Source organism: Bradyrhizobium sp. ISRA436, from assembly GCF_029910015.1.
Taxonomy (GTDB): domain Bacteria; phylum Pseudomonadota; class Alphaproteobacteria; order Rhizobiales; family Xanthobacteraceae; genus Bradyrhizobium.
Genome location: NZ_CP094519.1, coordinates 3,042,346 through 3,064,334 on the forward strand (window position 1 = coordinate 3,042,346; position 21,989 = coordinate 3,064,334).

Annotated in this window: 19 protein-coding genes and 1 tRNA gene; 15 read left to right on the forward strand and 5 right to left on the reverse strand. The window is 65.0% G+C overall.

What is annotated here, in order from left to right; genetic code table 11:
* Positions 1-8: 8 nt before the first annotated feature.
* Positions 9-416 carry a hypothetical protein gene (locus MTX23_RS14305; RefSeq protein WP_280977308.1) on the forward strand — a complete coding sequence of 136 codons (408 nt, stop codon included), beginning with the start codon at positions 9-11 and terminating at the stop codon, positions 414-416.
* Between the two features lie 22 nt (positions 417-438).
* Here MTX23_RS14305 and MTX23_RS14310 read toward each other — a convergent pair whose 3' ends face one another.
* Positions 439-825 carry a YciI family protein gene (locus MTX23_RS14310; protein ID WP_280977309.1) on the reverse strand — a complete coding sequence of 129 codons (387 nt, stop codon included), beginning with the start codon at positions 823-825 and terminating at the stop codon, positions 439-441.
* A 442-nt stretch (positions 826-1,267) separates the two neighbouring features.
* Between MTX23_RS14310 and MTX23_RS14315 the strand changes: the two genes are divergently transcribed.
* The 8 genes from MTX23_RS14315 to MTX23_RS14350 all read left to right on the forward strand — a co-directional run bounded on the left by MTX23_RS14315 (position 1,268) and on the right by MTX23_RS14350 (position 6,779).
* A tRNA-Gly gene (locus MTX23_RS14315) sits at positions 1,268-1,341 on the forward strand.
* Positions 1,342-1,539: 198 nt separating this feature from the next.
* A complete protein-coding gene (locus MTX23_RS14320; protein ID WP_280977310.1) occupies positions 1,540-1,926 on the forward strand; it encodes a GNAT family N-acetyltransferase in 387 nt (128 codons plus the stop codon).
* 89 nt (positions 1,927-2,015) lie between these two features.
* Complete coding sequence (locus tag MTX23_RS14325) at positions 2,016-2,471, forward strand: cupin domain-containing protein (RefSeq protein ID WP_280977311.1); 456 nt, start codon at positions 2,016-2,018, stop codon at positions 2,469-2,471.
* 101 nt (positions 2,472-2,572) lie between these two features.
* A complete protein-coding gene (locus MTX23_RS14330; RefSeq protein WP_280977313.1) occupies positions 2,573-2,764 on the forward strand; it encodes a hypothetical protein in 192 nt (63 codons plus the stop codon).
* 191 nt (positions 2,765-2,955) lie between these two features.
* The gene (locus MTX23_RS14335; RefSeq protein WP_280977314.1) at positions 2,956-3,567 is read left to right on the forward strand and encodes a copper chaperone PCu(A)C; all 612 of its coding nucleotides are present in this window, start codon (positions 2,956-2,958) and stop codon (positions 3,565-3,567) included.
* A gap of 137 nt (positions 3,568-3,704) precedes the next feature.
* Positions 3,705-5,447, forward strand: a complete 1,743-nt coding sequence (locus tag MTX23_RS14340; protein ID WP_280978081.1) for a PQQ-dependent dehydrogenase, methanol/ethanol family — start codon at positions 3,705-3,707, stop codon at positions 5,445-5,447.
* Between the two features lie 166 nt (positions 5,448-5,613).
* Entirely contained in the window at positions 5,614-6,156 is a 543-nt protein-coding gene (locus tag MTX23_RS14345) for a c-type cytochrome (RefSeq protein WP_280977315.1), read from the forward strand.
* On the forward strand, positions 6,153-6,779 hold the full coding sequence (locus MTX23_RS14350) for a hypothetical protein (protein ID WP_280977316.1): 627 nt from the start codon (positions 6,153-6,155) through the stop codon (positions 6,777-6,779). Before MTX23_RS14345 ends, MTX23_RS14350 begins: the two co-directional genes overlap by 4 nt.
* Positions 6,780-6,827: 48 nt before the next feature.
* Here the strand turns inward: MTX23_RS14350 and MTX23_RS14355 are convergent, their stop codons facing one another.
* Together MTX23_RS14355 and MTX23_RS14360 are read right to left on the reverse strand one after the other, a co-directional pair.
* Positions 6,828-8,594 (reverse strand): bifunctional protein-serine/threonine kinase/phosphatase, encoded by a 1,767-nt coding sequence (locus MTX23_RS14355; protein WP_280977317.1) that lies wholly within the window; start codon positions 8,592-8,594, stop codon positions 6,828-6,830.
* Positions 8,595-8,777: 183 nt separating this feature from the next.
* On the reverse strand, positions 8,778-10,037 hold the full coding sequence (locus MTX23_RS14360; protein ID WP_280977318.1) for an MFS transporter: 1,260 nt from the start codon (positions 10,035-10,037) through the stop codon (positions 8,778-8,780).
* 627 nt (positions 10,038-10,664) lie between these two features.
* Between MTX23_RS14360 and nirB the strand changes: the two genes are divergently transcribed.
* The 3 genes from nirB to MTX23_RS14375 are packed head-to-tail and all read left to right on the forward strand — an operon-like array spanning position 10,665 to position 16,124.
* Positions 10,665-13,124, forward strand: a complete 2,460-nt coding sequence (gene nirB / locus MTX23_RS14365; RefSeq protein WP_280977319.1) for a nitrite reductase large subunit NirB — start codon at positions 10,665-10,667, stop codon at positions 13,122-13,124.
* Positions 13,121-13,450 (forward strand): nitrite reductase small subunit NirD, encoded by a 330-nt coding sequence (nirD, locus tag MTX23_RS14370; protein ID WP_280977320.1) that lies wholly within the window; start codon positions 13,121-13,123, stop codon positions 13,448-13,450. The genes nirB and nirD overlap by 4 nt, the downstream gene beginning before the upstream one ends.
* 10 nt (positions 13,451-13,460) lie before the next feature.
* Positions 13,461-16,124, forward strand: coding sequence for a nitrate reductase (locus MTX23_RS14375; RefSeq protein ID WP_280977321.1), 2,664 nt, complete (start codon positions 13,461-13,463; stop codon positions 16,122-16,124).
* 2 nt (positions 16,125-16,126) lie between these two features.
* On the opposite strand, the gene MTX23_RS14380 is transcribed toward MTX23_RS14375, so the two are convergent.
* Positions 16,127-16,384: a hypothetical protein gene (locus MTX23_RS14380; RefSeq protein WP_280977322.1), complete on the reverse strand. Its 258-nt coding sequence runs from the start codon at positions 16,382-16,384 to the stop codon at positions 16,127-16,129.
* Positions 16,385-16,663: 279 nt separating this feature from the next.
* On the opposite strand from MTX23_RS14380, the gene MTX23_RS14385 reads away from it, so the two are divergent.
* Positions 16,664-17,890 (forward strand): CaiB/BaiF CoA-transferase family protein, encoded by a 1,227-nt coding sequence (locus MTX23_RS14385; protein WP_280977323.1) that lies wholly within the window; start codon positions 16,664-16,666, stop codon positions 17,888-17,890.
* 434 nt (positions 17,891-18,324) lie between these two features.
* Here MTX23_RS14385 and MTX23_RS14390 read toward each other — a convergent pair whose 3' ends face one another.
* Positions 18,325-19,017, reverse strand: a complete 693-nt coding sequence (locus MTX23_RS14390; RefSeq protein WP_280977324.1) for a TetR/AcrR family transcriptional regulator — start codon at positions 19,015-19,017, stop codon at positions 18,325-18,327.
* Positions 19,018-19,315: 298 nt separating this feature from the next.
* Here MTX23_RS14390 and MTX23_RS14395 point away from each other — a divergent pair, with 298 nt between their 5' ends.
* Both MTX23_RS14395 and MTX23_RS14400 read left to right on the forward strand, forming a co-directional pair.
* Positions 19,316-20,548 (forward strand): acyl-CoA dehydrogenase family protein, encoded by a 1,233-nt coding sequence (locus MTX23_RS14395; RefSeq protein ID WP_280977325.1) that lies wholly within the window; start codon positions 19,316-19,318, stop codon positions 20,546-20,548.
* Between the two features lie 217 nt (positions 20,549-20,765).
* Positions 20,766-21,824: a phosphotransferase family protein gene (locus MTX23_RS14400; protein WP_280977326.1), complete on the forward strand. Its 1,059-nt coding sequence runs from the start codon at positions 20,766-20,768 to the stop codon at positions 21,822-21,824.
* The last annotated feature ends 165 nt before the right edge of the window (positions 21,825-21,989 follow it).

Sequence of the window (21,989 nt, forward strand, 5' to 3'; positions counted from 1 at the left end):
ACAACTCCGTGCTCAAGGACGGCACCTACGCGGCCTGGTTCAGGACGCCGCTTGGCGAAGGCACTGGCATCGTTCATTTTGCCGACGGCAAGCTGTGGGGCCGTGACAGCATCATGCTTTACAGCGGCACGTACGAGGTCGCGGGCGATCGCTTCTCTGCCATCGTCACCACCAAGCGGCATACCGAGGGCCATGCGACGGTGTTCGGCGTCGATGATCTTGTGTTGAGGCTCGAAGGCTTGTCGGCCGGCGCGATTGCGACCTGTACCGGGACCGCCGACCAGGTGCCTGGTGTGCCGTTCGAGGCGACATTGATCCCGAGCGAGGGCATGCCAGCCGAGCCCAAAGCGAACGCTCCCACGCCCGCGCCGAAGTTCGATGCGAGCAAGCTCCCGAGCCGTTCCAGCCATCGCTGATCGCGTCTTGGCGATCCGCGCTTCAGGCGTCGGTCGGGCTCGCGGTCTCCGGAAAAGGCGCGCCCGGCAGATAGAGCCTGACCGGGCGGATCTCGTAGACTGCGGTTGGATTCGCCCGGCGCAAGTCCCGCGCGGCCGCGATGGCCGCGTCCTCGTCGGCGCAGTCGATCATGTAGAGCCCGAGCAGCTGCTCCTTGGTCTCGGCGAACGGGCCATCGATCACCATCCCCTGGCCCGGCCCGCGCAGGGTGCGCGCCTTGTCGGTGTCGCCGAGCCGTGCCGCGGGACCGAGCCGGCCCTTGAGCCGTTCATGGACCTCGCGCAGGCCGGCCATCACGGACGCGTCCTCTGCCGCGGTCCATGACTTGACCTCGGCTTCGACATGGTAGGCCAGGATGGCATAAAGCATCGGTAGCTCTCCTCATTTTGCTGCGTCTGGACAAAGGACGTATCGGCACGGCCCGAACCGACAATTTTTTGGCGGGGGAGCCCAGCCGCGAATCAACCGGCCCGCACAGCAAAAGGCGCGGCGGGATTAATCCCGCCGCGCCCCCGGTTTGTTGTCTCGCTGGTCCAGGGCTGAGAGCGCCCCGATGCCAGGCCCATTGGTCAAGGCCTAGCGGGCGATCCCAGCGAGGTGACAGCGCTTGCGATAAGGCACTGGATCACCTCCTTTCGTTGTTGATGGGACTGCAGATATAGGCAGCGAATCCGCCGCTGTTAAGGCGGTGCCCGCCGGGAGCCTCGCGCGGGAACAGGACGAATTGTGCGCAAATAAAGGCCGTCCACAGAGGCCGAAGACGCCGGAGCAGTTGAGGCGGCCGCCCGGCCGTGTTAGGTGATCGCGCAACGCGGGTGTAGCTCAATGGTAGAGCAGCAGCCTTCCAAGCTGAATACGAGGGTTCGATTCCCTTCACCCGCTCCAATCTTTCAATGAGTGACGAGAAGAGCGACGCGCATTATTCGTCGTGTCCGCTTGGCACTACTGGAAGACATCGAATGAATGCCCCCCACATCGCGATCCGGCGTCTGACGGCTGCAGACGCCGCAATCTATCGCGGCATCCGCCTCGAGGCGTTGCAATCGAACCCTGAGGCGTTCGGCAGCGCGTTCGAGACCGAAAGTGTCCGTCCCGTCGGCTGGTGCGGAACGGCTCGCGGGCGGTGCGGTGATGCTCGGGGCGTTTTGGGGGAGCGACCTCGTCGGCACCCTCGGATTCCTGACAGCCGATGGGCCGAAACGGCAGCACAAGGGCATGCCGGTGGGAATGTATGTGCGGCCCGCGGCACGGCGCAGTGGTGTCGGCCGCCGGCTGGTCGATGCCGCGCTCGATCTCGCGGCGCAATCCGTCGAGCTGATTCAGCTCAGCGTGGTGAAGGGTAACGAACCGGCGCTTCGGCTGTACCAGAGCGCCGGCTTCGTGGAGTACGGGCTTGAGCGACACGCGCTGAAGATCGACGGCCGCTATTACGATGACATCCTGATGGCGAAGGATCTGGTTGGGGCCTGAGACCGGATCGCCCGCGCGCCGACACACTTTCGGCGAGCGATTGTGCCAGGCGATGCGATCATCGCGTCATCATCGCTTGAAGGGGTGCCATGCCCAAGGTCGAGATCGCTCGTGTGCCGGAGCGCAAGGGATCCGGTTATCCGGCAGAGTTCGCCGCGCCGTGCGCCGAGCGGGTGCGGCAGCGGCTCGGCGACGCGTGTGGGCTCACCGACTTCGGCGTCAATCTCATGCGCCTGCCGCCGGGAGGCTGGTCGAGCCAGCGCCACTGGCATTCGGACGAAGACGAGTTCGTCTACGTGCTCGCGGGCGAGCTGACACTGATCGAGGACGGCGGCGAGACGGTGCTGCGCGCCGGCGATTGCGCGGCGTTTGCAAAGAACTCCGGCAACGGGCATCATTTGATCAACCGGTCGGGGACGACAGCGATCTATCTCGAGGTTGGCTCGCGATCGCCGAACGACGTCATCACCTGCTCCGACATCGACATGATGAGTCCGAGCTCCGATGGCCGGTTCCTGCACAAGGACGGCACGCCCTACGGCTAGATCCCGAGCCAGCGGACAACAGAGGCAGCCGCCGCGACGTCAAATCGGGCGTTGCAGGATTGTCGGCGCAGCACCAATTTTCAGGGTGTGCTGATGTTCGGATGATTCTGATGACGGAGTGGTACTTCGTTTGGATCGATGGTCCGCGCGGACCCGAGCCGCAGAAATGGTCGTCGGAGGGGCTGTGGGGGCAGCTCGGCCGCCAGGACATCATTGTCCGCTTTCCGTTGACCGACCGGGAGGCCGACCTGCCGCTCGACCAGCTGGCAAGGCTGCACCCCATTCCCCACTGAACGGCGCCGTTGTCGCGAGCCGTCCCTCGCGCTCCGCGACGCTTCGGTCCCCGAAGCCGGGCGTCGCGACCTCAGTAAGGAACGAGGCAAGGAACATCTTTCCGAGAACGTGGCTGCTCGCGCGCCAATAACCTCATGCAGTGCGGCATGCGCGGCATCGCGCTCGACTGGCGGACGTATATCGATGGTCCATGCACGAAGGCTGGCACGACCATCGCGTGTATCGAAGTCACACGTTGAGACTCTTCGGGTTCCGGATGATCAATCGCTGGCAGCGCGCGACGAAGCATGAAACAGTGCTTGTCGGTGGTGGCAGTGGGAGTAAGCTGATGTCAGCGACGCGGATGCTGCAGTGCGCGGTTGCGTGCAGAACAACAACGATCGCGCTGCCATTATTCTGCCTGATGAGCGCGTTCGGAATTGTGCATGGCGCGGCCGCGAGCGAATCCTTGCAGATCGTGGACGCGCGCGTGCCGGCGGCCGACAAAGAGGGTGGGGACCTTCCCTTGACGATGACGATCAGGAACGAGGCCGACAGCGCCGACGCACTGCTTCGCGTCCGCTGTCCGGTCGCGAATTTTTCCGAGCGTCATACCGTCGACCGCGGCGAAGGCGCGCCCGCCATGCGTTCGATCCCGAACATCCCGGTCCCCGCCAGGGGAACGCTCGAGCTGAAGCGCGATGGCTACCACGTCATGCTGCTTCAGTTGCGTCAGACGCTCGCTCCCGGCGAGACGTTCAAATGCGCAATTGTTTTTCAGAAAGCAGGAACAATCGAGACGGAGGTGATGGTCCAGAAGTGACCACGGAAGGCGGCGGGTCACCCGCCGGGACTCAAGGCTTCTCACCCGAACGCCCGTATGTGACGGGCAATCGATCAATGAAGATGCTAGATCCGGAGGAAACAGCTATGACGAGGTTGAAACGGGTTAAATCCCACATGCTCGCAGCGGCGGTAGCATCCGCTGCGACCATCGCCGGCTCTTTCGCGTTCGCGGAAGACGTCAGCCAGGAGCGTCTGCTCAACGCTGACAAGGAAGCCGGTAACTGGCTGCACCACCACAAAGATTACGCGGCCAACCGGTTCTCGACCCTGAACGAGATCAATCATGACAACGTCAAGAACCTGAAGGTCGCCTGGACCATGGCGCTCGGCGGCGTCGAGGGCGGCGGAATCTGGTCGCATGGCGGACTGGAAGGGACGCCGATCGTCGAAAACGGATTCATGTACGTCACCGACGGCTGGGGCTCGGTCTACAAGATCGATGCCCATGGCGGCAAAGGCGTGCTGCTCTGGAAGATGGATCCCAAGACCGACCACGACTGGGCCGGCGCAGTCGCCTGCTGCGGCGTCGACAACCGCGGCGTCGCGCTGTGGAGCAACCTCGTCATCTCGCACACGCTCGACGGCCGCCTGATCGCAACCAACAAGGAGACCGGGCAGGTCGCCTGGCAGCGTCAGGTCGCCGATCCCGACAAGGGTGAGGTCATCACCGGCGCGCCGCTGATCGTCAAGGATATGGCGATCACGGGCGTGGCCGGCGCCGAATACGGCATTCGCGGCTGGATCGCTGCGACCGACCTGAAGACCCAGAAGGAAGTCTGGCGCACGCACACGATCCCGGGCAAGGACGATCCCGGCCACGAGACCTGGAAGGACGACAAGAGCGCCGCCGCAACCGGCGGTGGATCGACCTGGGTCACCGGCAGCTACGACCCGTCGACCAACACGATCATCTGGGGCGTCGGCAATCCCGGCCCGGACTGGGATAATGAATACCGGCCCGGCGACAACCTCTACACCGACAGCTCGCTCGCGCTCGATGCCGACACCGGCAAGATCAAGTGGCATTACCAGCACACGCCGAACGATCCCTACGACTATGACAGCGTGGCGGAAAACGTGCTGGCCGATGTTCCCGGTCCGAACAACACGACGCTGAAGCTCGCGCTCGAGGCCGATCGCAACGGCTTCGCCTATGCGATCGACCGCACCACCGGCAAGTTCATCTGGGGCCTGCCGTTCGTGAAGAAGGTGACCTGGACCAAGGGCCTCGATCCGGAGTCGGGCAAGCCGGTGGAGTACGATGCGAAGCAGGGCGTGCAGCGCTATAACGTGTCGGTCACGCCGAGCCGCACGAACAAGGTGACGGACATCTGCCCCGGCAACATGGGTGGCAAGAACTGGCCGCCGACCGCGTACAATCCGAACCTGAAGCTCTGGTACATCCCCGTCATCGAGAGCTGCAACCGGATCACGGTCGAGGAGATGACGCCGGCCAAGTTCAAGCCGCGCGAGTTCTTCACGGGCGGCGGACCGAGCCAGCCGGTCAAGATCACCGGCAGCGTGACCGCGATCGACGTCACCACCGGCAAGGTGGCGGGGAAGGCGGAGACGCAGTTCCCGAACCTCGGCGGCATCTTGGCGACGCCTGACCTCGTGTTCTCCGGACAGCCGTCTGGCGAGGTGATCGCCTATGACGCGAAGTCCTTGCAGAAGCTCTGGGAGTTCAACACCGGCGGCGGTGTCAACGCGCCGCCGATGACCTTCTCGGTCGACGGCAAGCAGTACGTCGCGATCCTGGTCGGTCTCGGCGGAGCCTGGGACAAGTGGTTCATCGACGCCACGCCCGAGCTGAAGAAGATGCAGCCCGGCTCGATGCTCTACGTGTTCGCCCTTTGACGTCGCAAGCGCGGGAGGCTTCGCCCGAAGCCTCCCGCGTCGACCGCAGCGTTTTCGAGCGAAGTGGATACCGGTTCGCGTGAAGAAAACGCGTCAAACAAGAATCGGGAGACTCGTTCCGATTTCATCGGAACGAAGGAGGCTCTCGCCGAGAGAAACAAGACAAATGAAGCAAACATGGCTGGTTGGCGCGTGGCTTGGCTGCGCGCTCGTTATGGGATTTGTGGGGGCCGCGCATGCGCAGGCGGCAAGCGATCCGACCGATGCGGGCAAGGCGGTGTTCAAGCGGGCAAACTGCGTGGGTTGCCACAAGTGGCACGGCAACGGTGGCGGCGGCTATGGCGGCGACGCGCTGTCACTTCGAAAAACCGAGCTGACGCGCGAGCAGATCATCGAGACGGTCAGCTGCGGCCGGCCGGGCACCGGCATGCCATTCTTCGTGCGCGGCGCCTACGACACCACGAAATGCTACGAGATGACGCGTCAGGATGTCGGCGATCGCATGCCGCCGGAGGCCAACGTCTTCCTGCGGCCCAACGAGATCGAGGCCGTCGCCGACTATGTGCTGGCTCATGTCAAGGGCAAGGGCGAGCCGACCTATGACCAATGCATCGCGTTCTTCGGCGAGGGCTCGCGCGTTTGCAACATCTACAAGGAGGCCGGGCACGCCGCCGCGCCGTCCAGTCAGAGCGACAAGGCAAAACCATGAGCAGGCAGCGATCAGCAATTCATGGCCTGGTCTTTGCGGCCACCGTCACGGCGGCCGTGCCGGCGATGGCGACCGCGGGAGATTTGCGCGACATCAGCGTCGGCATGGCGATCACCAGCGCGCCCAACTCGGGGTATGTCAACCTCACCTGCGCCGGGGACAAGGCGCACAAGCTGTCGGGCTGGACGCAGTGGTCGGATTGTCCGGCCGGGGCGGACCAGCTGCGCGCGATCCACTTTGAGTACGACCCTGCGACGTCGCGGGAAGGCACGTTGGTGGGTGGCCATCCGGCCATCCTCACCGTCATGATCGATCACGACGCCAAGGTCGCGGCTCTGACGATCGAGACCGATCCGAAGGCGCGACTTTATCTGCGCAAGAAGGCGTTCCTGCTCGGGCTGCAGGCCAAGTCCCGTTATGGCGCGGACGGGTGGACCTGCTCGGAAGCGCAACCGGCCGGCGACAAGCAGGCCATCGGTGGCAGCTTTGTCGACGAGCATTGCAGCAAGACGACCGAGGGCCGATCGATCGAGATCGAGCGGCACCTCTATCGCGAGCCGAACAAGGAGCTCAAGGATTTCACCGACGAGACCCGGATTACAATTCGTCGCGCCGCGTCCTGAGGGGAAGCTAGTCTGCGGCGGGTCTATTCGACCTAAACTCATCCTCGGCTAATGCCGCGCCAGAAGCACCACGACGATCACGGCGAGAATCGCACACAGCACCTTCCAGAACGTCACGGGATCGCGGTCGTGCAGCGATTTGCGGCCTGGCACCGCGGGGCCGGCCCAGGTGGCGCCGTTTTCCAGCTCATGGGCAAACTCGATGGCATCGCCGTAGCGTTGCGCGGGCTCGACGCTGATCGCCTTGCCGATTACCGCGTCGAGCCAGGCCGGCAGGTCCGGGCGGTAGCGCGACAGGGGCGCCGGCTTGCCGAAGCGCGGCCGCGAGAACGGCTCGATCTCGCCGAACGGATAATTCGCCGTGAACATCCGGTAGACGGTGACGCCGAGCGCAAACAGATCGGACGCTTCGTTGCCCGCCGTGCCGCCGAACAGTTCGGGGGCCATGTAGCTCGCGGTGCCCGGGATGTCCTCGGCCGGAAAATCCTCGAGCAGAGGCACGCGCGCAACCCCGAGGTCGACGAGGCGCAAGCCGCCGTCCTTCAGCAGGATCACATTGTCGGGCTTGATGTCGCGATGGATGATGCCGGCGCGGTGCAGCGCCGTGACCGCACGCACGAGCTTGGTCGCAATCCCGATCCCTTCGGCGAGCGATAGTCGCGGCGCGCGCTTGAGGCGCTGCTCCAGCGTCTCGCCGTCATAGAGCGGCATCGCCGAATAGAGTCGCGTCTGCCGCTCCGCCGGCAGTTCGATGATCTCGCCGATCCACAGGCTGCGCACCCGCGCGGCGACCCAGGCCTCGCGCACGAAGGCGAGACGGTAGGAGCCTTCGCCGGCAACGCGCGGGTGCGGAAATTTCAGCACGACTTCGCGGCCGGCCCGCTTGTCGACGGCCCTGAACAGGCGGCTGTAGCGTCCGTCGGACAGCACATCGCCGAGCACGAAATCGTCGATGACGTCGCCTGACGCGGGCAGGTCGAGGATCGGCAGCGCGGCGATCGCATGGGTGAGTTCGTCGCGGTCCGCCGGCGGCAGGTCGACGACGTCGAGCACCAGCGCGGTGGCGTTGTCGCTGCCATCAGCGGCGAGCGCGGCCTCGACAATGGCGCGTGCCGACTCTTCCGGCGGTGTGCGTTGCTCGAGCAATTGCTGGATGCTGACATCGCCGAGCGCGCCGTGCACGCCATCGCTGCAGATGACGAGCCGGTCATGCTGCCGGAGCCCCACGGTCAAGTAGTCGAACCGCGCGAATTCCTCGAAGCCGATGGCGCGGCTGAGCATGTGCGCGAGATCGCCGCGGCCGGCGATGTGATCCTGCGTCAGCCGCTCCAGCCGCCCCTCGCTCAAACGGTAGGCGCGGGTGTCGCCGATATGAATGATGTGACATTGCCGCCGCGACAGCACGATCGACGAAAAAGCGCAGGCCATGCCGCTGCGCGCGGCATCGACGCGGCCCTGGCTGTAGATCCAACCGTTCGCGGCCTCCAGCGCGCGTGCGGCGCGTCGGCGGACGCCGAGCGTCTCCGGCAGGGAATAGTAGGCGTCGATGAAGCTGCGGACGGCGACCTCGGCGGCCTCGCGTCCACCCTTGTGGCCGCCGACGCCGTCGGCCACGGCCGCGACCACGTCGGCACTGATGCCGCCCGACCGGCCGAGGCAGGCCGCGACATAGTCCTCATTGGCGGCGCGCCTGCCGGTCTCGCTGGCGAAACCGACGCGAACTCCGAGATCCCGTTGCGAACCGTTCGCCACGACGATCAGGCGCAAATGCTTGTTGGCCGCGAGGGCCGCTCGGCACGCGTCATCTCTCCCCATCGGGGAGAGGTCGCGCCAAAGGCGCGGGTGAGGGGGCTCGGGTCCCACTCGAGGGCGTAACCCCTCACCCGGATCGCATCTGGCGATGCGATCCGACCTCTCCCCGATGGGGAGAGGTGACGAAGTCGCGCGGCAGCAACTCGGCCTAACCTCATGCTCTTACCCCTCGGGGGCGCGGCTGGTTCAGACGCGTGCTCCGGATACGGCGCCCCAGGTGGTGCGCCAGCGGACCTTGACCATGGCAAGTCCGATGAAGCCAAGCAACGCCAGGACACCGAAGAATAGGAAGCCGGCGCCGAACCCGCCGGTCATGGCCTTGGCGGTGCCGAGCGTCTGCGCCAGGAAGTAGCCGCCGACGCCGCCGGCACAGCCGACGAGGCCGGTCATCAGGCCGATCTCGTGACGGAAGCGCAGCGGGATCAGCTGGAACACCGCACCGTTGCCCATGCCGAGCGCCAGCACCCCGATCGAGAACAGGAGAACCGAGATCCAGGCGATGCGCGGCATCTCGGTCAGCGCCCAGCCGCGCTGTGCCGGCGCCGTCGGGCCTTCCGGCATGAAGGCGATCACGAGATAGGCGGCGACCACGACGCCGAACAGGATCGACAGCGCGCGGATGCCGCCGATGCGGTCGGCGATCAGGCCACCGACGGGACGGAAGCCTGATCCGAAGGCGACGATCAAGGCCACCAGCAGGCCCGCCGCGACGCCGGAGACATGATATTGCACCGTGAAATAGAGCGGCAGCGCGTTGGCCAGCCCGACGAAGCCGCCGAAGGTGATGAAGTAGAAGAACATGAACCACCGGCTGTCGGAATCTTTGAGCAACGCGCCATAGGCCTTCAGCGAGATCGGTTTGCGCTCGCCCGGCGCGTCCCTGGCGGCGGCGACGTAATAGGCAAGCACCATCAGCATCGGGATCAGAAGGCAGCCGAACACGGCCTGCCAGCCCCAATGTTCGGCAATGCTCGGTGCGAGCAGCGTGTCGAGCACGACACCCATATTGCCGGCGCCGGCGATGCCCATCACGACGCCCTGGTATTGCGGCGGATACCAGCGGCTGGCCTGGGGCAGGGCGACGGCAAACGAGGCGCCGCCGATGCCGAGCACCACGCCGAACAGCTCGATCGCCGGCTTGCTGGTCAAGCCGAACTGCCAAACCGCAATCGTCGCGGCAATCACGACGAGCTGGGCGATGATGCCGGTGCGCTTGGCGCCGATGACGTCGGCGAGCAGGCCCATCGGCACCCGGAGCAGCGCGCCGGCCAGCACGGGAATCGCAACCAGCGTGAACTTCTCGTTCACGGCCAGGTGCATGTCGTGCGCGATATAGACGATCAGCGGGCCGAGCGAGACCCACGCCATGAAACTGATATCGAAGTACAGGAAAGCGGCCAGCAGCGTCGGCCAGTGACCCGCCTTCCTGAATTCAGCAAACTTCATTTGCAAAGCCTCGCGGTGCTGCGGCGAAGGCAGCCGCGCAGTCGCGACCGGCCTTGGCGCAAACGGACAGAATGGAGTGAAGGACGAGAGCGCTCGTCGTTGAGACGTTCCCGATCAGCAAGGGCTTCAGCAATAACCGTGCCATCGAAATCGACCGCGGTGCTTCGTCAGCAAGGCGTTGCCGAGATGTCCCGGATTCGCCTGTGGCTCTCCTGATTGCTGCCGCTCGCGGCAGGTGCCGCCGCGCAAACGCGCATGGTGGTGCTTTTTTGAGCGCCGTGCGGAGCACGCGCTATGGCGCGTGAGACTCGCGTCGGCGACCGCCCGAACATTCCCTATGCTGTCCTGCACAATAGATCATCGGCGTGGCTAAAAAATCGGCCGGTGATCCGCCTCGCACTCGTCCAGGGATTTTCGGGGCAGGGCGGAAACGCGTTGATTTCGCTGTCGGATTCGGCCGCGCCGAATTGGCACGCGTTTTGAATATCAGTCGGCAAAGGAACATCGATCGTCAGCGACGACGGTCTGCGCCCGCGGCTGGGCTTCCGAACCATCCCAATCTCAATCGACGTTGATCGACGACGCGCCGCGTCGCTGCGCAGTGTCGTCGGAATTGAAAGGCAGACCATGCTCGACAAGGTGACAAAGCAAAAGCTGGTTGTGATCGGCAACGGGATGGCCGGCATCCGCACCGTGGAGGCGCTGCTCGAACGCGCGCCCGATCTGTACGACATCACGGTGTTCGGTTCGGAACCGTACGGCAACTACAACCGCATCCTGCTGTCTCCGGTGCTCGCCGGCGAGAAGACCGTCGACGACATCATGCTCAACACCGTCGACTGGTACGAGGACAACAACATCACGCTGCGCAAGGGCGAGACGGTCGCCATGATTGATCGTCGCACCTGCGAGGTGGTCACGGAGGCCGGGGATCGCGTTCCCTATGACCGCTTGCTGATCGCGACGGGCTCAAATCCGATCATGCTGCCGTTGCCGGGCAAGGATCTGCCGGGCGTGATCGGCTTCCGCGACATCTATGATGTCGATCGCATGATCAAGGCTTCGACCACCTATCAAAACGCGGTCGTGATCGGCGGCGGCCTGCTCGGCCTCGAAGCCGCCAACGGGCTGATGAAGCGCGGCATGAATGTCACGGTCGTGCATCTGCTCGACACGCTGATGGAGCGCCAGCTCGATCCGGTGGCCGGCGGACTGCTGCGCAAGTCGCTGGAGGAGCGCGGCATGGTGTTCAAGATGCCGGCGCAGACGCAGGCGATTCTCGGTGAGGACCGCGTCACCGGTGTTTGCTTCGCCGACGGCACCGAGCTGCCGGCTGATCTCGTGGTAATGGCGGTCGGCATCCGTCCGAATTTCGAGCTGGCGAAGAAGGCTGGACTCTATTGCGAGCGGGGCATCGTCGTCTCCGACACCATGCAGACCTATGACGGCCGCATCTATGCGGTCGGCGAATGTGTGCAGCACCGCCGCCAGACCTATGGTCTCGTGGCGCCGCTGTTCGACCAGGCCAAGGTCTGCGCCAACCACCTCGCGATGAAGGGCTTTGCCACCTATGACGGCTCGGTGACCTCGACCAAGCTGAAGGTCACCGGCATCGACCTGTTCTCGGCCGGCGACTTCGCGCCGGGGCCGGACAAGGAGGAGATCGTGCTGCAGGACGCCAATCGCGGCGTTTACAAGCGCATCATCCTGAAGGACAAGAAGATCGTCGGCGCCGTGCTCTATGGCGACACCATCGACGGTCCCTGGTACTTCCAGCATCTGCGCGACGGCACCGACGTCTCGCATATGCGCGAGCGCCTGGTGTTCGGCGCCGCCAATCTCGGCGACGGCGGCGTCAGCGGCCAGAGCTCGGTTGCCGCGATGAGCGACGAGACCGAGATCTGCGGCTGCAACGGCGTCTGCAAGGGCGCGATCGTCAAGGCGATCACCGAAAAGAAGCTGTTCACGCTCGACGACGTCCGCGCCCATACCAAGGCATCGTCGTCGTGCGGCTCCTGCACCGGCCTGGTCGAGCAGGTGCTGGCATTCACGCTGGGCGGCGATTACTCGGCGGCGCCGAAGGTCAAGCCGTTGTGCAAATGCACCGATCACAGCCACGACGATGTTCGCCGCGTCATCGTCGAGCAGCAGCTCAAGACCATTCCCGCCGTGATGCGCTTCATGGAGTGGAAGACGCTGAACGGCTGCCATTCCTGCCGCCCGGCGCTGAACTACTATCTGCTCGCGACCTGGCCCGGCGAGTATCGCGACGACCAGCAGTCGCGCTTCATCAACGAGCGCGTCCACGCCAACATCCAGAAGGACGGCACCTATTCGGTGGTGCCGCGGATGTGGGGCGGCGTCACCACGCCGAGCGAGCTGCGCGCCATCGCCGACGTCGCCGAGAAGTTCAACATCCCGACGGTGAAGGTCACCGGCGGCCAGCGCATCGACCTGCTCGGCGTCAAGAAGGAGGATCTGCCGGCGGTGTGGGCTGATCTCAACGACGCCGGCATGGTGTCCGGCCACGCCTACGCCAAGGGGCTGCGCACGGTGAAGACCTGCGTCGGCTCCGAATGGTGCCGCTTCGGCACCCAGGACTCCACCGGCCTCGGCATCAAGCTCGAGAAGTTCATGTGGGGCTCCTGGACTCCGGCCAAGGTCAAGCTCGCGGTCTCCGGCTGTCCGCGCAACTGCGCGGAGGCGACCTGCAAGGACGTCGGCGTGGTCTGTGTCGATTCCGGTTACGAGATCCACTTCGCCGGCGCCGCCGGACTGCACATCAAGGGCACCGAGTTCCTGACCAAGGTCGAGACCGAGGACGAGGCGCTCGAGGTGATCGTGGCCCTGACCCAGCTCTACCGCGAGGAGGGCTGGTATCTCGAGCGGATGTACAAATGGTGCGACCGCGTCGGGCTCGAGCAGATCAGGAAGCGCGTCGTCGACGACGTCACGAACCGCAAGGCGCTGTTCGGACGCTTTGCCTACTCGCAGCAGTTCGCCCAGACCGACCCGTGGGCCGAGCGCGCCAGCCGCGGCGTCGACCGCAACGAATTCGCACCGCTTGCCGAATTGGAGATCGCATGACCGGCTGGATTGAAATCGGCGCGCTGGACGAGATTCCGCGGCTCGGCTCGCGCGTGGTCCGCACGCCCCACGGCAACATCGCGGTGTTTCGCACCGAGAGCGACGAGGTGTTCGCACTCGACGACCGCTGCCCGCACAAGGGCGGGCCGCTGTCGCAGGGTATCGTGCACAACAAGCGGGTGACCTGTCCGCTGCACAATTTCGTCATCGAGCTGGCGAGCGGTCAGGCGGTCGCACCCGACGAGGGCTGCACGCACACGCATCCGGCCAAGGTCGAGAACGGCGTGGTGTGGCTGTCGGTTCGGCAGACGGTGCCGGTGAGCTGAGCGACAGGCGATGTCGGTCAAGACCACGTGCCCCTATTGCGGCGCCGGCTGTGGCGTCGTCGCGAGCAAGGATGCGGACGGCAGCGTCCGCGTCGAGGGGGACCGGCAGCATCCGGCGAATTTCGGCCGCCTCTGCAGCAAGGGCTCGGCGCTTGCCGAGACCATCGGTCTTGAGGGACGGCTGCTTGAGCCGATGATTGGCGGCGCGCCGGCCCACTGGGACGATGCGCTCGACCATGTCGCCGACGGCTTCAGCCGGATCATCCGGGAGCACGGGCCCGATGCGGTGGCGTTCTACGTCTCGGGTCAGCTCCTGACCGAGGACTATTACGTCATCAACAAGCTCGCGAAGGGTTTTGTCGGCACCGCCAACATCGACACCAATTCGCGGCTCTGCATGGCCTCGAGCGTCGCCGGGCACAAGCGCGCGTTCGGCAGCGACACCGTGCCGGGCTGTTACGAGGATCTCGAGCAGGCCGATCTCTTGGTGCTGGTCGGCTCCAACGCGGCGTGGTGCCATCCGATCCTGTATCAGCGCGTGCTGGCGGCCAGGGAGAAGAACCCGGCCTGCAAGATCGTGGTGATCGATCCGCGCCGCACCGCGACCTGCGAGGGCGCCGATCTGCATCTGCCGCTGCGTTCGGGCAGCGACTCCGTGCTGTTCAACGGGCTGTTTGCGTTCCTCGCCGGCAGCAATGCGGTCGATCGCGCCTTTGTCGGCAATTGCACGACGGGCATCGTCGACGCCCTCAAGCAGGTGGCCGGCCAGACCCTGGCGCAGACCGCCGCGACCTGCGGCCTGACCGAAGGCGCCGTGGGGCTGTTCTTCGACTGGTTCACCAGGACCGAGCGCGTCGTCACGCTCTATTCGCAAGGGGTCAACCAGTCGAGCAGCGGCGTCGACAAGGTCAACGCCATCATCAACTGCCATCTCCTGACCGGGCGCATCGGCCGTCCCGGCATGGGACCGTTCTCGCTCACCGGCCAGCCCAACGCGATGGGCGGCCGCGAGGTCGGCGGGCTTGCCAACCAGCTTGCCGCGCATATGGAGCTCGAGAAGCCCGAGCACCGCGACCGGGTGCAGCGGTTCTGGCGCGCGCCTGTCATCGCGGAGAAGGGCGGGCTGAAGGCGGTCGACATGTTCGACGCCATCGCCGACAAACGCATCAAGGCGGTCTGGATCATCTCGACCAACCCGGTCGTGAGCCTGCCCGATGCGGATCGCGTGCGTGCCGCGCTCGGGGCGTGCGAGCTGGTTGTGGTATCCGACTGCATCCGCGACACCGACACCACGCGCCATGCCGACGTGCTGCTGCCAGCGCTGGCGTGGGGCGAGAAGGACGGCACCGTCACCAACTCCGAGCGCCGGATCTCGCGGCAGCGCCCGTTCCTCGCCGCGCCGGGAGAGGCCCGCGCCGACTGGCGCATCATTTGCGACGTCGCCAGCCGGATGGGGTATTCCGGCTTTGACTACGTCTCCGTCGCCGACGTGTTCCGCGAGCATGCTGCGCTGTCCGGGTTCGAGAACGAAGGGACGCGGGATTTCGACATCTCGGCGCTGTCGACGCTCGATGACAGCGCCTACGACGCGCTGGCGCCGGTGCAGTGGCCGGTGACATCAGACCATCCGGCCGGTACGGCGCGGATGTTCGGGACCCAGACATTCTTCACGCCCGACGGCAAGGCCCGCTTCATCCCGGTCGCACCGCGCCCGGCGGGCAACGCGACCAGCCGTGACTATCCGCTGGTGCTCAACACCGGCCGTGTCAGAGATCAGTGGCACACCATGACACGGACCGGAAAGACGGCGCGGCTGCTGTCGCACGTCTTCGAGCCCTATGCCGAATTCCATCCCGAGGACGCGCGTGTCGTCGGCCTGCAGCACGAGGGGCTCACGCGGCTGACGAGCCCGTGGGGCGAGATGATCGCGCGCGTCGTGGTCAGCGCCGACCAGCGCCGCGGCTGCGTGTTCGTGCCGATGCACTGGAACGAGGAATTCGCCGGAGCAGGGCGCGTCAACGCGCTGGTCAACCCGGTGGTCGATCCGTTGTCGGGTCAGCCGGAATCCAAGCACACGCCGGTCAAGGCCGACCCTTACGCGCCGAAATGGCATGCGTTCATCCTGAGCCGCAACGCGATCAGGCGTCCTGAGACCGGCTACTGGGTTCACGGCAAGGCCGGCGATTGCTGGCGGCTGGAACTGACCGGCGATGCGCGCCCCGAGAGCTGGCGCGACTGGGCGCGGGCGCAGCTCGGCTTGGAGCAGGTCGAGATCGAATGGATCGCCTACCGCGATCCGGCGGCGGGACGTTTCCGCTACGCGGCGGTGCGCGACGGCCGGCTGGAAGGTTGCGTATTCATCGCGCCCGATCACACGCTGCCGTCGCGGGCGTGGCTGGCGGGGCTGTTCGCGGAGACGCAATTGTCGGCCAACGCGCGGATGTCGCTGCTGGCCGGACGGCCGTTCGGGGCAGACGAGGACAAGGGGCCGATCGTCTGCTCGTGCTTCAGCGTCGGGCAGCACCAGATCACCGCCGAGATCCGCAAGGGCGCCGACAGCGTCGAGGCCGTCGGCCGCAGCCTGAAGGCCGGCACCAATTGCGGCGGCTGCAAGCCCGAGATCAGCAAGCTGATCGGCTTAGGCGCGCAGCCGCGGCAGGCGATCGCGTCGTAGGTCTAGCAGCCGCGGCAGATGCTCTTCAGCTTACTGTTGAGCAGGCGGTCCTCCTCGTCCGAGGCCGCCTTGATGTAGGGATCGTCGGCGTGGCGCTTATCGGCGGCAAACGCCCCGGCGCCGCTTGCGCCGCCCCCATGCACGCCGTGCACATGGCGCCCGCCATGTCCGAACCCATGGCCGCCGCCGCGCGCGTCGGCCGCCGCCATGGAGACCGCCAGCACGGTCAGAAACAGCCCCATCGTGGTGATCGTTCGCATATCCCGCCTCCTTGCGGCGCCAAAATACCGTTGGAAAAGGCGTCAAAACGATGTCGGCCCTTTTCACAATTTCGCGCGGCGGCAATCGGCTGTGGCGGGACGAAGCGCTCATGGCCGGTTCCCGAGGGAGACCGCCCCCGGCTTCCACCACATAGGCCGCAGGCGGATGGCTTCATGCCGACAATGCAGTGCTCGCTTCGCCAAAATGGTGTATCGGCAGGCTCAGCGCGCACGGACAGAGGTCCGGTGCCGCACAATCACGATATTGGAGGAAAGTTTATGTCGGCTCTGCCACTCTCGGGCATCAAGATTCTCGACCTGACGCGGGTGCTCGCGGGCCCGTTGTCGGCCCAGATGCTGGCGGATCTCGGCGCCGAGGTGATCAAGATCGAGCGGCCCGGCGGCGGCGACGATGCCCGCGCCTTCGGCCCGCCCTACCTCACCGATCCCGAAGGCAAGCAGAACAACAACAACTCGTTCTACCTCTGCGCCAACCGCAACAAGAAGTCCGTCACCGTCAACATCGCCAAGCCCGAAGGGCAGGAGATCATCCGCGAGCTGGCCAAGTCGGTCGACGTGATGATGGAGAACTACAAGGTCGGCGATCTCAAGCGCTACGGCCTCGACTACGAGACGATCAAGACAATCAACCCCGGCATTATCTACTGCTCGGTCACCGGCTTCGGTCAGACCGGCCCTTACTCCACGCGCGCCGGCTATGACGCGATCCTCCAGGCGATGGGCGGGCTGATGAGCGTCACCGGCCATATCGATGGCGAACCCGGCGCAGGCCCGATGAAGGTCGGCCCCTCGATCGTCGACTACATGACCGGCATGAACTCCTCGATCGGCATTCTCGCCGCGCTCTATCACCGCAAAGTCAACGGCGGGGAGGGGCAGCATGTCGATGTCTGCCTGTTCGACACCGTGATCGCCGCGCTGTCGCACTACGCACAGATTTTCCTGGTCAATGGCAAGACCCCGCCGCGCCGCGGCACTTGGGGCAATGGCGGTATGCCGGCCGGCGTGTTCCGCTGCGCCGACGGCGAATTGATGCTGGTGGTCGGCAATGACGGCCAGTTCCAGCGCACCTGCGCCGTGCTCGGCGAACCCGAGCTCGCCAACGACAAGCGCTTCATCAAGAACAACGACCGCGTCGTGCACGGCAAGGAGATCATGGCGATCTTCGCCGGCCTGTTCCTGAAGAAGCCGGTCGCGTACTGGCTCGAGGAGCTGGAGAAGGCGGGTGTGCCGTCGGGTCCGATCAACGACTTCTCGCAGGTGTTCAACGATCCCCACGTCCAGTCGCGCGGCATGCGCGTCAAGGTCGATCATCCGTTCGAGCACGACCTGTCGCTGATCCGCAACGCGCTGACCTTCTCGGGCACGCCGATCACCGAATACCGCGCCCCGCCGCTGCTCGGGGCCAACACCGACGAGGTGCTGGCGACGATCGGCTATGACGCAGCCAAGGTGGAGAAGCTGAAGGCGCAGGGGATCATCTAGATCCAAATCCTTGAACCTGCGCGGTGCGTGTCCCGTCATCCTGAGGAGGCCGCAACGCGGCCGTCTCGAAGGGTCAACGCCCACCAGCCGGGCCGTGCATGCTTCGAGACGCGGAATTCAACGCGATCTATTCGCGCGATTTGCCAGCGCGGATCTTCGTCTGCATTCCGGAATAGACCGGGCCGTTCGACGTCGAGATCGACTGCACGCGATGATGTGACGGCGCTGCTTGAACTCGGCGTGCCGCTCGCTTCACCTCTCCCCATCGGGGAGAGGTCGGATTGCGAAGCAATCCGGGTGAGGGGCCTTTCACTCTCGATGGACTGTAACCCCTCACCCGATTTGCTGCGCAAATCGACCTCTCCCGATGGGAGAGGTGACGAGCTCGCGGCGAGGGCGCGTCAATCAGCGCGTACCGTGTGCGCGCGAGCGCTTCACAAATCCTGCCGCGTCAGCCGTCCGTGCACGACCGCCGGCCGCGGCAGCGGCTTGCTGGCGTGGGCTTCGCCCATCGACAGCGCCATCACGGTGACGGCGACCACGCGGTCGATGATGGCCTGCACGTCGTCGAGATCGCATTTGCCTTCGGAGAGTCGTAGCAGGCGCTCCTTCTCGCGGATCGTGTGATGGGCCATCGCCAGTGCGAAGTGCAGGCCCCAATAGAGCTCGGTGTCGTCGCGGCCGGGCATCGCGCGGCGCATCGCTGCGGCGAATTTGCGCAAGTGATCGACCTCGCGGTTCTTGATGCGGCGGATCGGCGGCACTGATTCAATCGACGCCCGGATCATGAAGCGCGCGGCCGTCGAGCCCTCGCGATCCGGCCCCAGGCAGCCGCGCAGGGTGGGGCCGACGAGGGCGCGCATGATGTCTTCGATCGCTGCGCGGCCGCCGCCTTTCTCCTCCGCCGCCTTCAGTTCATTGAGACGTTCGCGGTTAGTCTGGATGCTGCGGGTGACGAACAGCTCCGCGATCAATTCGTCCTTGGAACCGAAATGGTAATTCACTGCCGCGAGGTTGACGTTCGCTTCCGCGACGATGTCGCGCAGCGTGACGTCGCCGAAGCCGCGGTCGGCATAGAGCCGTTCGGCGGCAGCGAGAATGGCGGATCGGGTCTGATCGCTGGCCATGGCCTCATCCTCCGGTCATTCCGGGGCGCGTCGTAGACGCGAACTCGGAATCTCGCGCCGCAACTTCTGGATTCCGGGTTCGGCGCTGGTGCGCCGCCCCGGAATGACGAAGACGGCAGGGAGTTGCATTTCAAACATTTGTATGAAACTATCGTTTGAAGAGCCGGAAATGTCAATCCGCTGATGTCGCGGGCGGCGTTCTGGCGCGCCACGATCGCGATCCCGCGAACGCCCTTGCAGGCTCGCGGCGCGAGGTGGACAGTGCGGCCCAAAGTCTAGGAACAACGAGGAGCGTCCCATGGATTTCACGATGTCGGCCAAGCAGAAGGAATGGCTCGAGCGCGTTCAGGCCTTCATGAAGGACCATGTCCGTCCCGCTGTGCCGATCTACGAGAAGCAGGATGCCGAAGGCCCGCGCTGGAAGGTGATCCCGATCCTCGAGGAGTTGAAGAAGAAGGCGAAGGCCGAAGGCCTCTGGAACATGTTCATGCCGCCGTCCTCCCACGAGGACGATGAATTCCACGGCGCGGGATTGACCAACCTCGAATACGCGCTGCTGTCGGAGGAGATGGGCCGCATCTCCTGGGCGTCCGAAGTGTTCAACTGCTCGGCACCCGATACCGGCAACATGGAAGTGTTCATTCGCTACGGCACCAAGGAGCAGAAGCGCAAATGGCTGCGCCCGCTGATGGACGGCGAGATCCGCTCCGCCTTCCTGATGACCGAGCCCGCCGTGGCGTCGTCTGACGCCACCAACATCGAAACCCGCATCGAGAAGGACGGCGATCACTACGTGATCAACGGCCGCAAATGGTGGTCGTCCGGCGTCGGCGATCCGCGCTGCAAGATCGCGATCCTGATGGGCAAGACCGATCCGAGCGCCGCCAAGCACCAGCAGCAGTCGCAGATCCTGGTGCCGCTCGACACCCCCGGCATCAAGGTCGAGAAGATGCTGCCGGTGTTCGGCTTCGACGATGCGCCGCACGGTCACGCCCAGGTGCTGCTCGAGAACGTCCGTGTCCCGAAGGAAAACATCCTGCTCGGTGAAGGCCGCGGCTTCGAGATCGCGCAGGGCCGCCTCGGCCCGGGCCGCATCCATCACTGCATGCGCACCATCGGCCAGGCCGAGGAGGCGCTGGAGAAGATGGTGAAGCGGCTCGCCTCGCGCACCGCGTTCGGCAAGAAGATCATCGAGCACTCGGTCTGGGAGCAGCGCATCGGCGAGGCCCGCACCGACATCGAGATGAATCGCCTGCTGTGCCTCAAGGCCGCCGACATGATGGACAAGGTCGGCAACAAGACCGCGCAGCTCGAGATCGCGATGATCAAGGTCGCAGCCCCCAATATGGCGCTCAAGATCATCGACCAGGCGATCCAGGCCTTCGGTGGCGGCGGCGTCTCCGACGACGCCGGGCTGGCGCGCGCCTATGCGCATATCCGTACGCTGCGTCTCGCCGACGGTCCGGACGAGGTGCACAATCGCGCCATTGCCAGACTTGAGCTTCGGAAGTATGCAAACACGTCGCACTAAGATTGCTGCGTCGTAAATGCTTACCCCTCATCCTGAGGAGCCCGCGAACAGCGGGCCTCTCGAAGGATGTAGGCCACAGACGGGGCCTCATGGTTCTCAAGGCGATGCGAAGCATCGTCCGGAGCGCGTTCCGCGCTCCTCACCACGAGGGGATGACGGAGTGAACCAACGGGAGCGCCTGCTGGCGCTCTCCAAGAACAGTTGAGGGAGCGTCACCGTGGCGGACGGCGTCAGGAAGGACGAGGAATTTTCCGGCACAAGGGAAGTCGAGGAGCGTCATCGTATCAACGAGGCGAATCTCGACGCCTGGATGAAGGAAAACGTCGAAGGTTATCAGGGCCCGCTCAAGGTCCTGCAGTTCAAGGGCGGACAGTCCAACCCGACCTACAAGCTTGAGACCCCCGGCCGCAACTACGTGATGCGCCGCAAGCCGTTCGGTAAATTATTGCCGTCCGCGCATGCGGTCGATCGCGAGTTCCGCGTCATCGCGGCGCTCGGCAAGCAGAACTTCCCGGTCGCGAAAGCCTATGCGCTGTGCACCGACGATGCCGTGATCGGCGCGGCCTTCTACATCATGTCGATGGAAGAGGGCCGGGTGTTCTGGGATCCGACACTGCCGAGCCAGCCGCCGGAGGCGCGCCGGAAGATCTTCACCAGCAAGATCGAGACGCTGGCGAAGCTTCATTTGTTCAATCCGGAAGAGATCGGGCTCGCCGATTTCGGCAAGCCGGGAAATTATTTCGCGCGGCAGGTCGATCGCTGGACCAAGCAATACCGGGCGTCCGAGACGCAATATATCGAGGAATTCGAGAAGCTCGCCGAATGGCTGCCGAAGACCGTACCGGTGCAGCAGCGCGTCTCGATTGTGCATGGCGACTATCGCCTCGACAACATGATCTTCCATGCCACCGAGCCGCGCGTGCAGGCCGTGCTCGACTGGGAGCTGTCGACGCTCGGCGATCCCATGGCCGACTTCACCTATTTGTTGATGCAGTGGACCATGCCGGGCCTCGCTGGCGCCGATCTCAAGGCGTTGAACATTCCGAGCCAGGACGAGGCCGCCGAGATCTACTGCAACGTGACCGGCATCCCGGTGCCGGACCTCAACTGGTATTTCTCCTACAATCTGTTTCGTCTCGCGGGCATCACGCAGGGTATTGCCGGCCGCGTGCGCGACGGCACCGCGTCGAACGCCAAGGCCCTCGAGTCGGCCAAGCGCACCGTGCCGCTGTCGAAGGCGTCATGGGAATACGCGCAGAAGGCCGGTGCGACCTGATGCGGAAAATGCGGCGCGATCCTTGGACCGGGTCGCGCCGCTTCTGCTCGCCCTTCACCTCGCCTCGCTTGCGGGGAGAGGTCGGATCGCATCGTTAGATGCGATCCGGGTGAGGGGGAGCCTCCGCGAACTTATCTGTTGCTGTTAATGCGGCGACAGCCCCTC

Coding starts and splice junctions, on each gene's coding strand:
- MTX23_RS14310 (WP_280977309.1), bottom strand. CDS start 825: ATGCTTTATGCCATCCTGGCCTACCATGTCGAAGCCGAGGTCAAGTCA.
- MTX23_RS14325 (WP_280977311.1), top strand. CDS start 2,016: ATGCCCAAGGTCGAGATCGCTCGTGTGCCGGAGCGCAAGGGATCCGGT.
- MTX23_RS14330 (WP_280977313.1), top strand. CDS start 2,573: ATGATTCTGATGACGGAGTGGTACTTCGTTTGGATCGATGGTCCGCGC.
- MTX23_RS14335 (WP_280977314.1), top strand. CDS start 2,956: ATGCACGAAGGCTGGCACGACCATCGCGTGTATCGAAGTCACACGTTG.
- MTX23_RS14340 (WP_280978081.1), top strand. CDS start 3,705: ATGCTCGCAGCGGCGGTAGCATCCGCTGCGACCATCGCCGGCTCTTTC.
- MTX23_RS14345 (WP_280977315.1), top strand. CDS start 5,614: ATGAAGCAAACATGGCTGGTTGGCGCGTGGCTTGGCTGCGCGCTCGTT.
- MTX23_RS14350 (WP_280977316.1), top strand. CDS start 6,153: ATGAGCAGGCAGCGATCAGCAATTCATGGCCTGGTCTTTGCGGCCACC.
- MTX23_RS14355 (WP_280977317.1), bottom strand. CDS start 8,594: ATGGGGAGAGATGACGCGTGCCGAGCGGCCCTCGCGGCCAACAAGCAT.
- MTX23_RS14360 (WP_280977318.1), bottom strand. CDS start 10,037: ATGAAGTTTGCTGAATTCAGGAAGGCGGGTCACTGGCCGACGCTGCTG.
- nirB (WP_280977319.1), top strand. CDS start 10,665: ATGCTCGACAAGGTGACAAAGCAAAAGCTGGTTGTGATCGGCAACGGG.
- nirD (WP_280977320.1), top strand. CDS start 13,121: ATGACCGGCTGGATTGAAATCGGCGCGCTGGACGAGATTCCGCGGCTC.
- MTX23_RS14375 (WP_280977321.1), top strand. CDS start 13,461: ATGTCGGTCAAGACCACGTGCCCCTATTGCGGCGCCGGCTGTGGCGTC.
- MTX23_RS14380 (WP_280977322.1), bottom strand. CDS start 16,384: ATGCGAACGATCACCACGATGGGGCTGTTTCTGACCGTGCTGGCGGTC.
- MTX23_RS14385 (WP_280977323.1), top strand. CDS start 16,664: ATGTCGGCTCTGCCACTCTCGGGCATCAAGATTCTCGACCTGACGCGG.
- MTX23_RS14390 (WP_280977324.1), bottom strand. CDS start 19,017: ATGGCCAGCGATCAGACCCGATCCGCCATTCTCGCTGCCGCCGAACGG.
- MTX23_RS14395 (WP_280977325.1), top strand. CDS start 19,316: ATGGATTTCACGATGTCGGCCAAGCAGAAGGAATGGCTCGAGCGCGTT.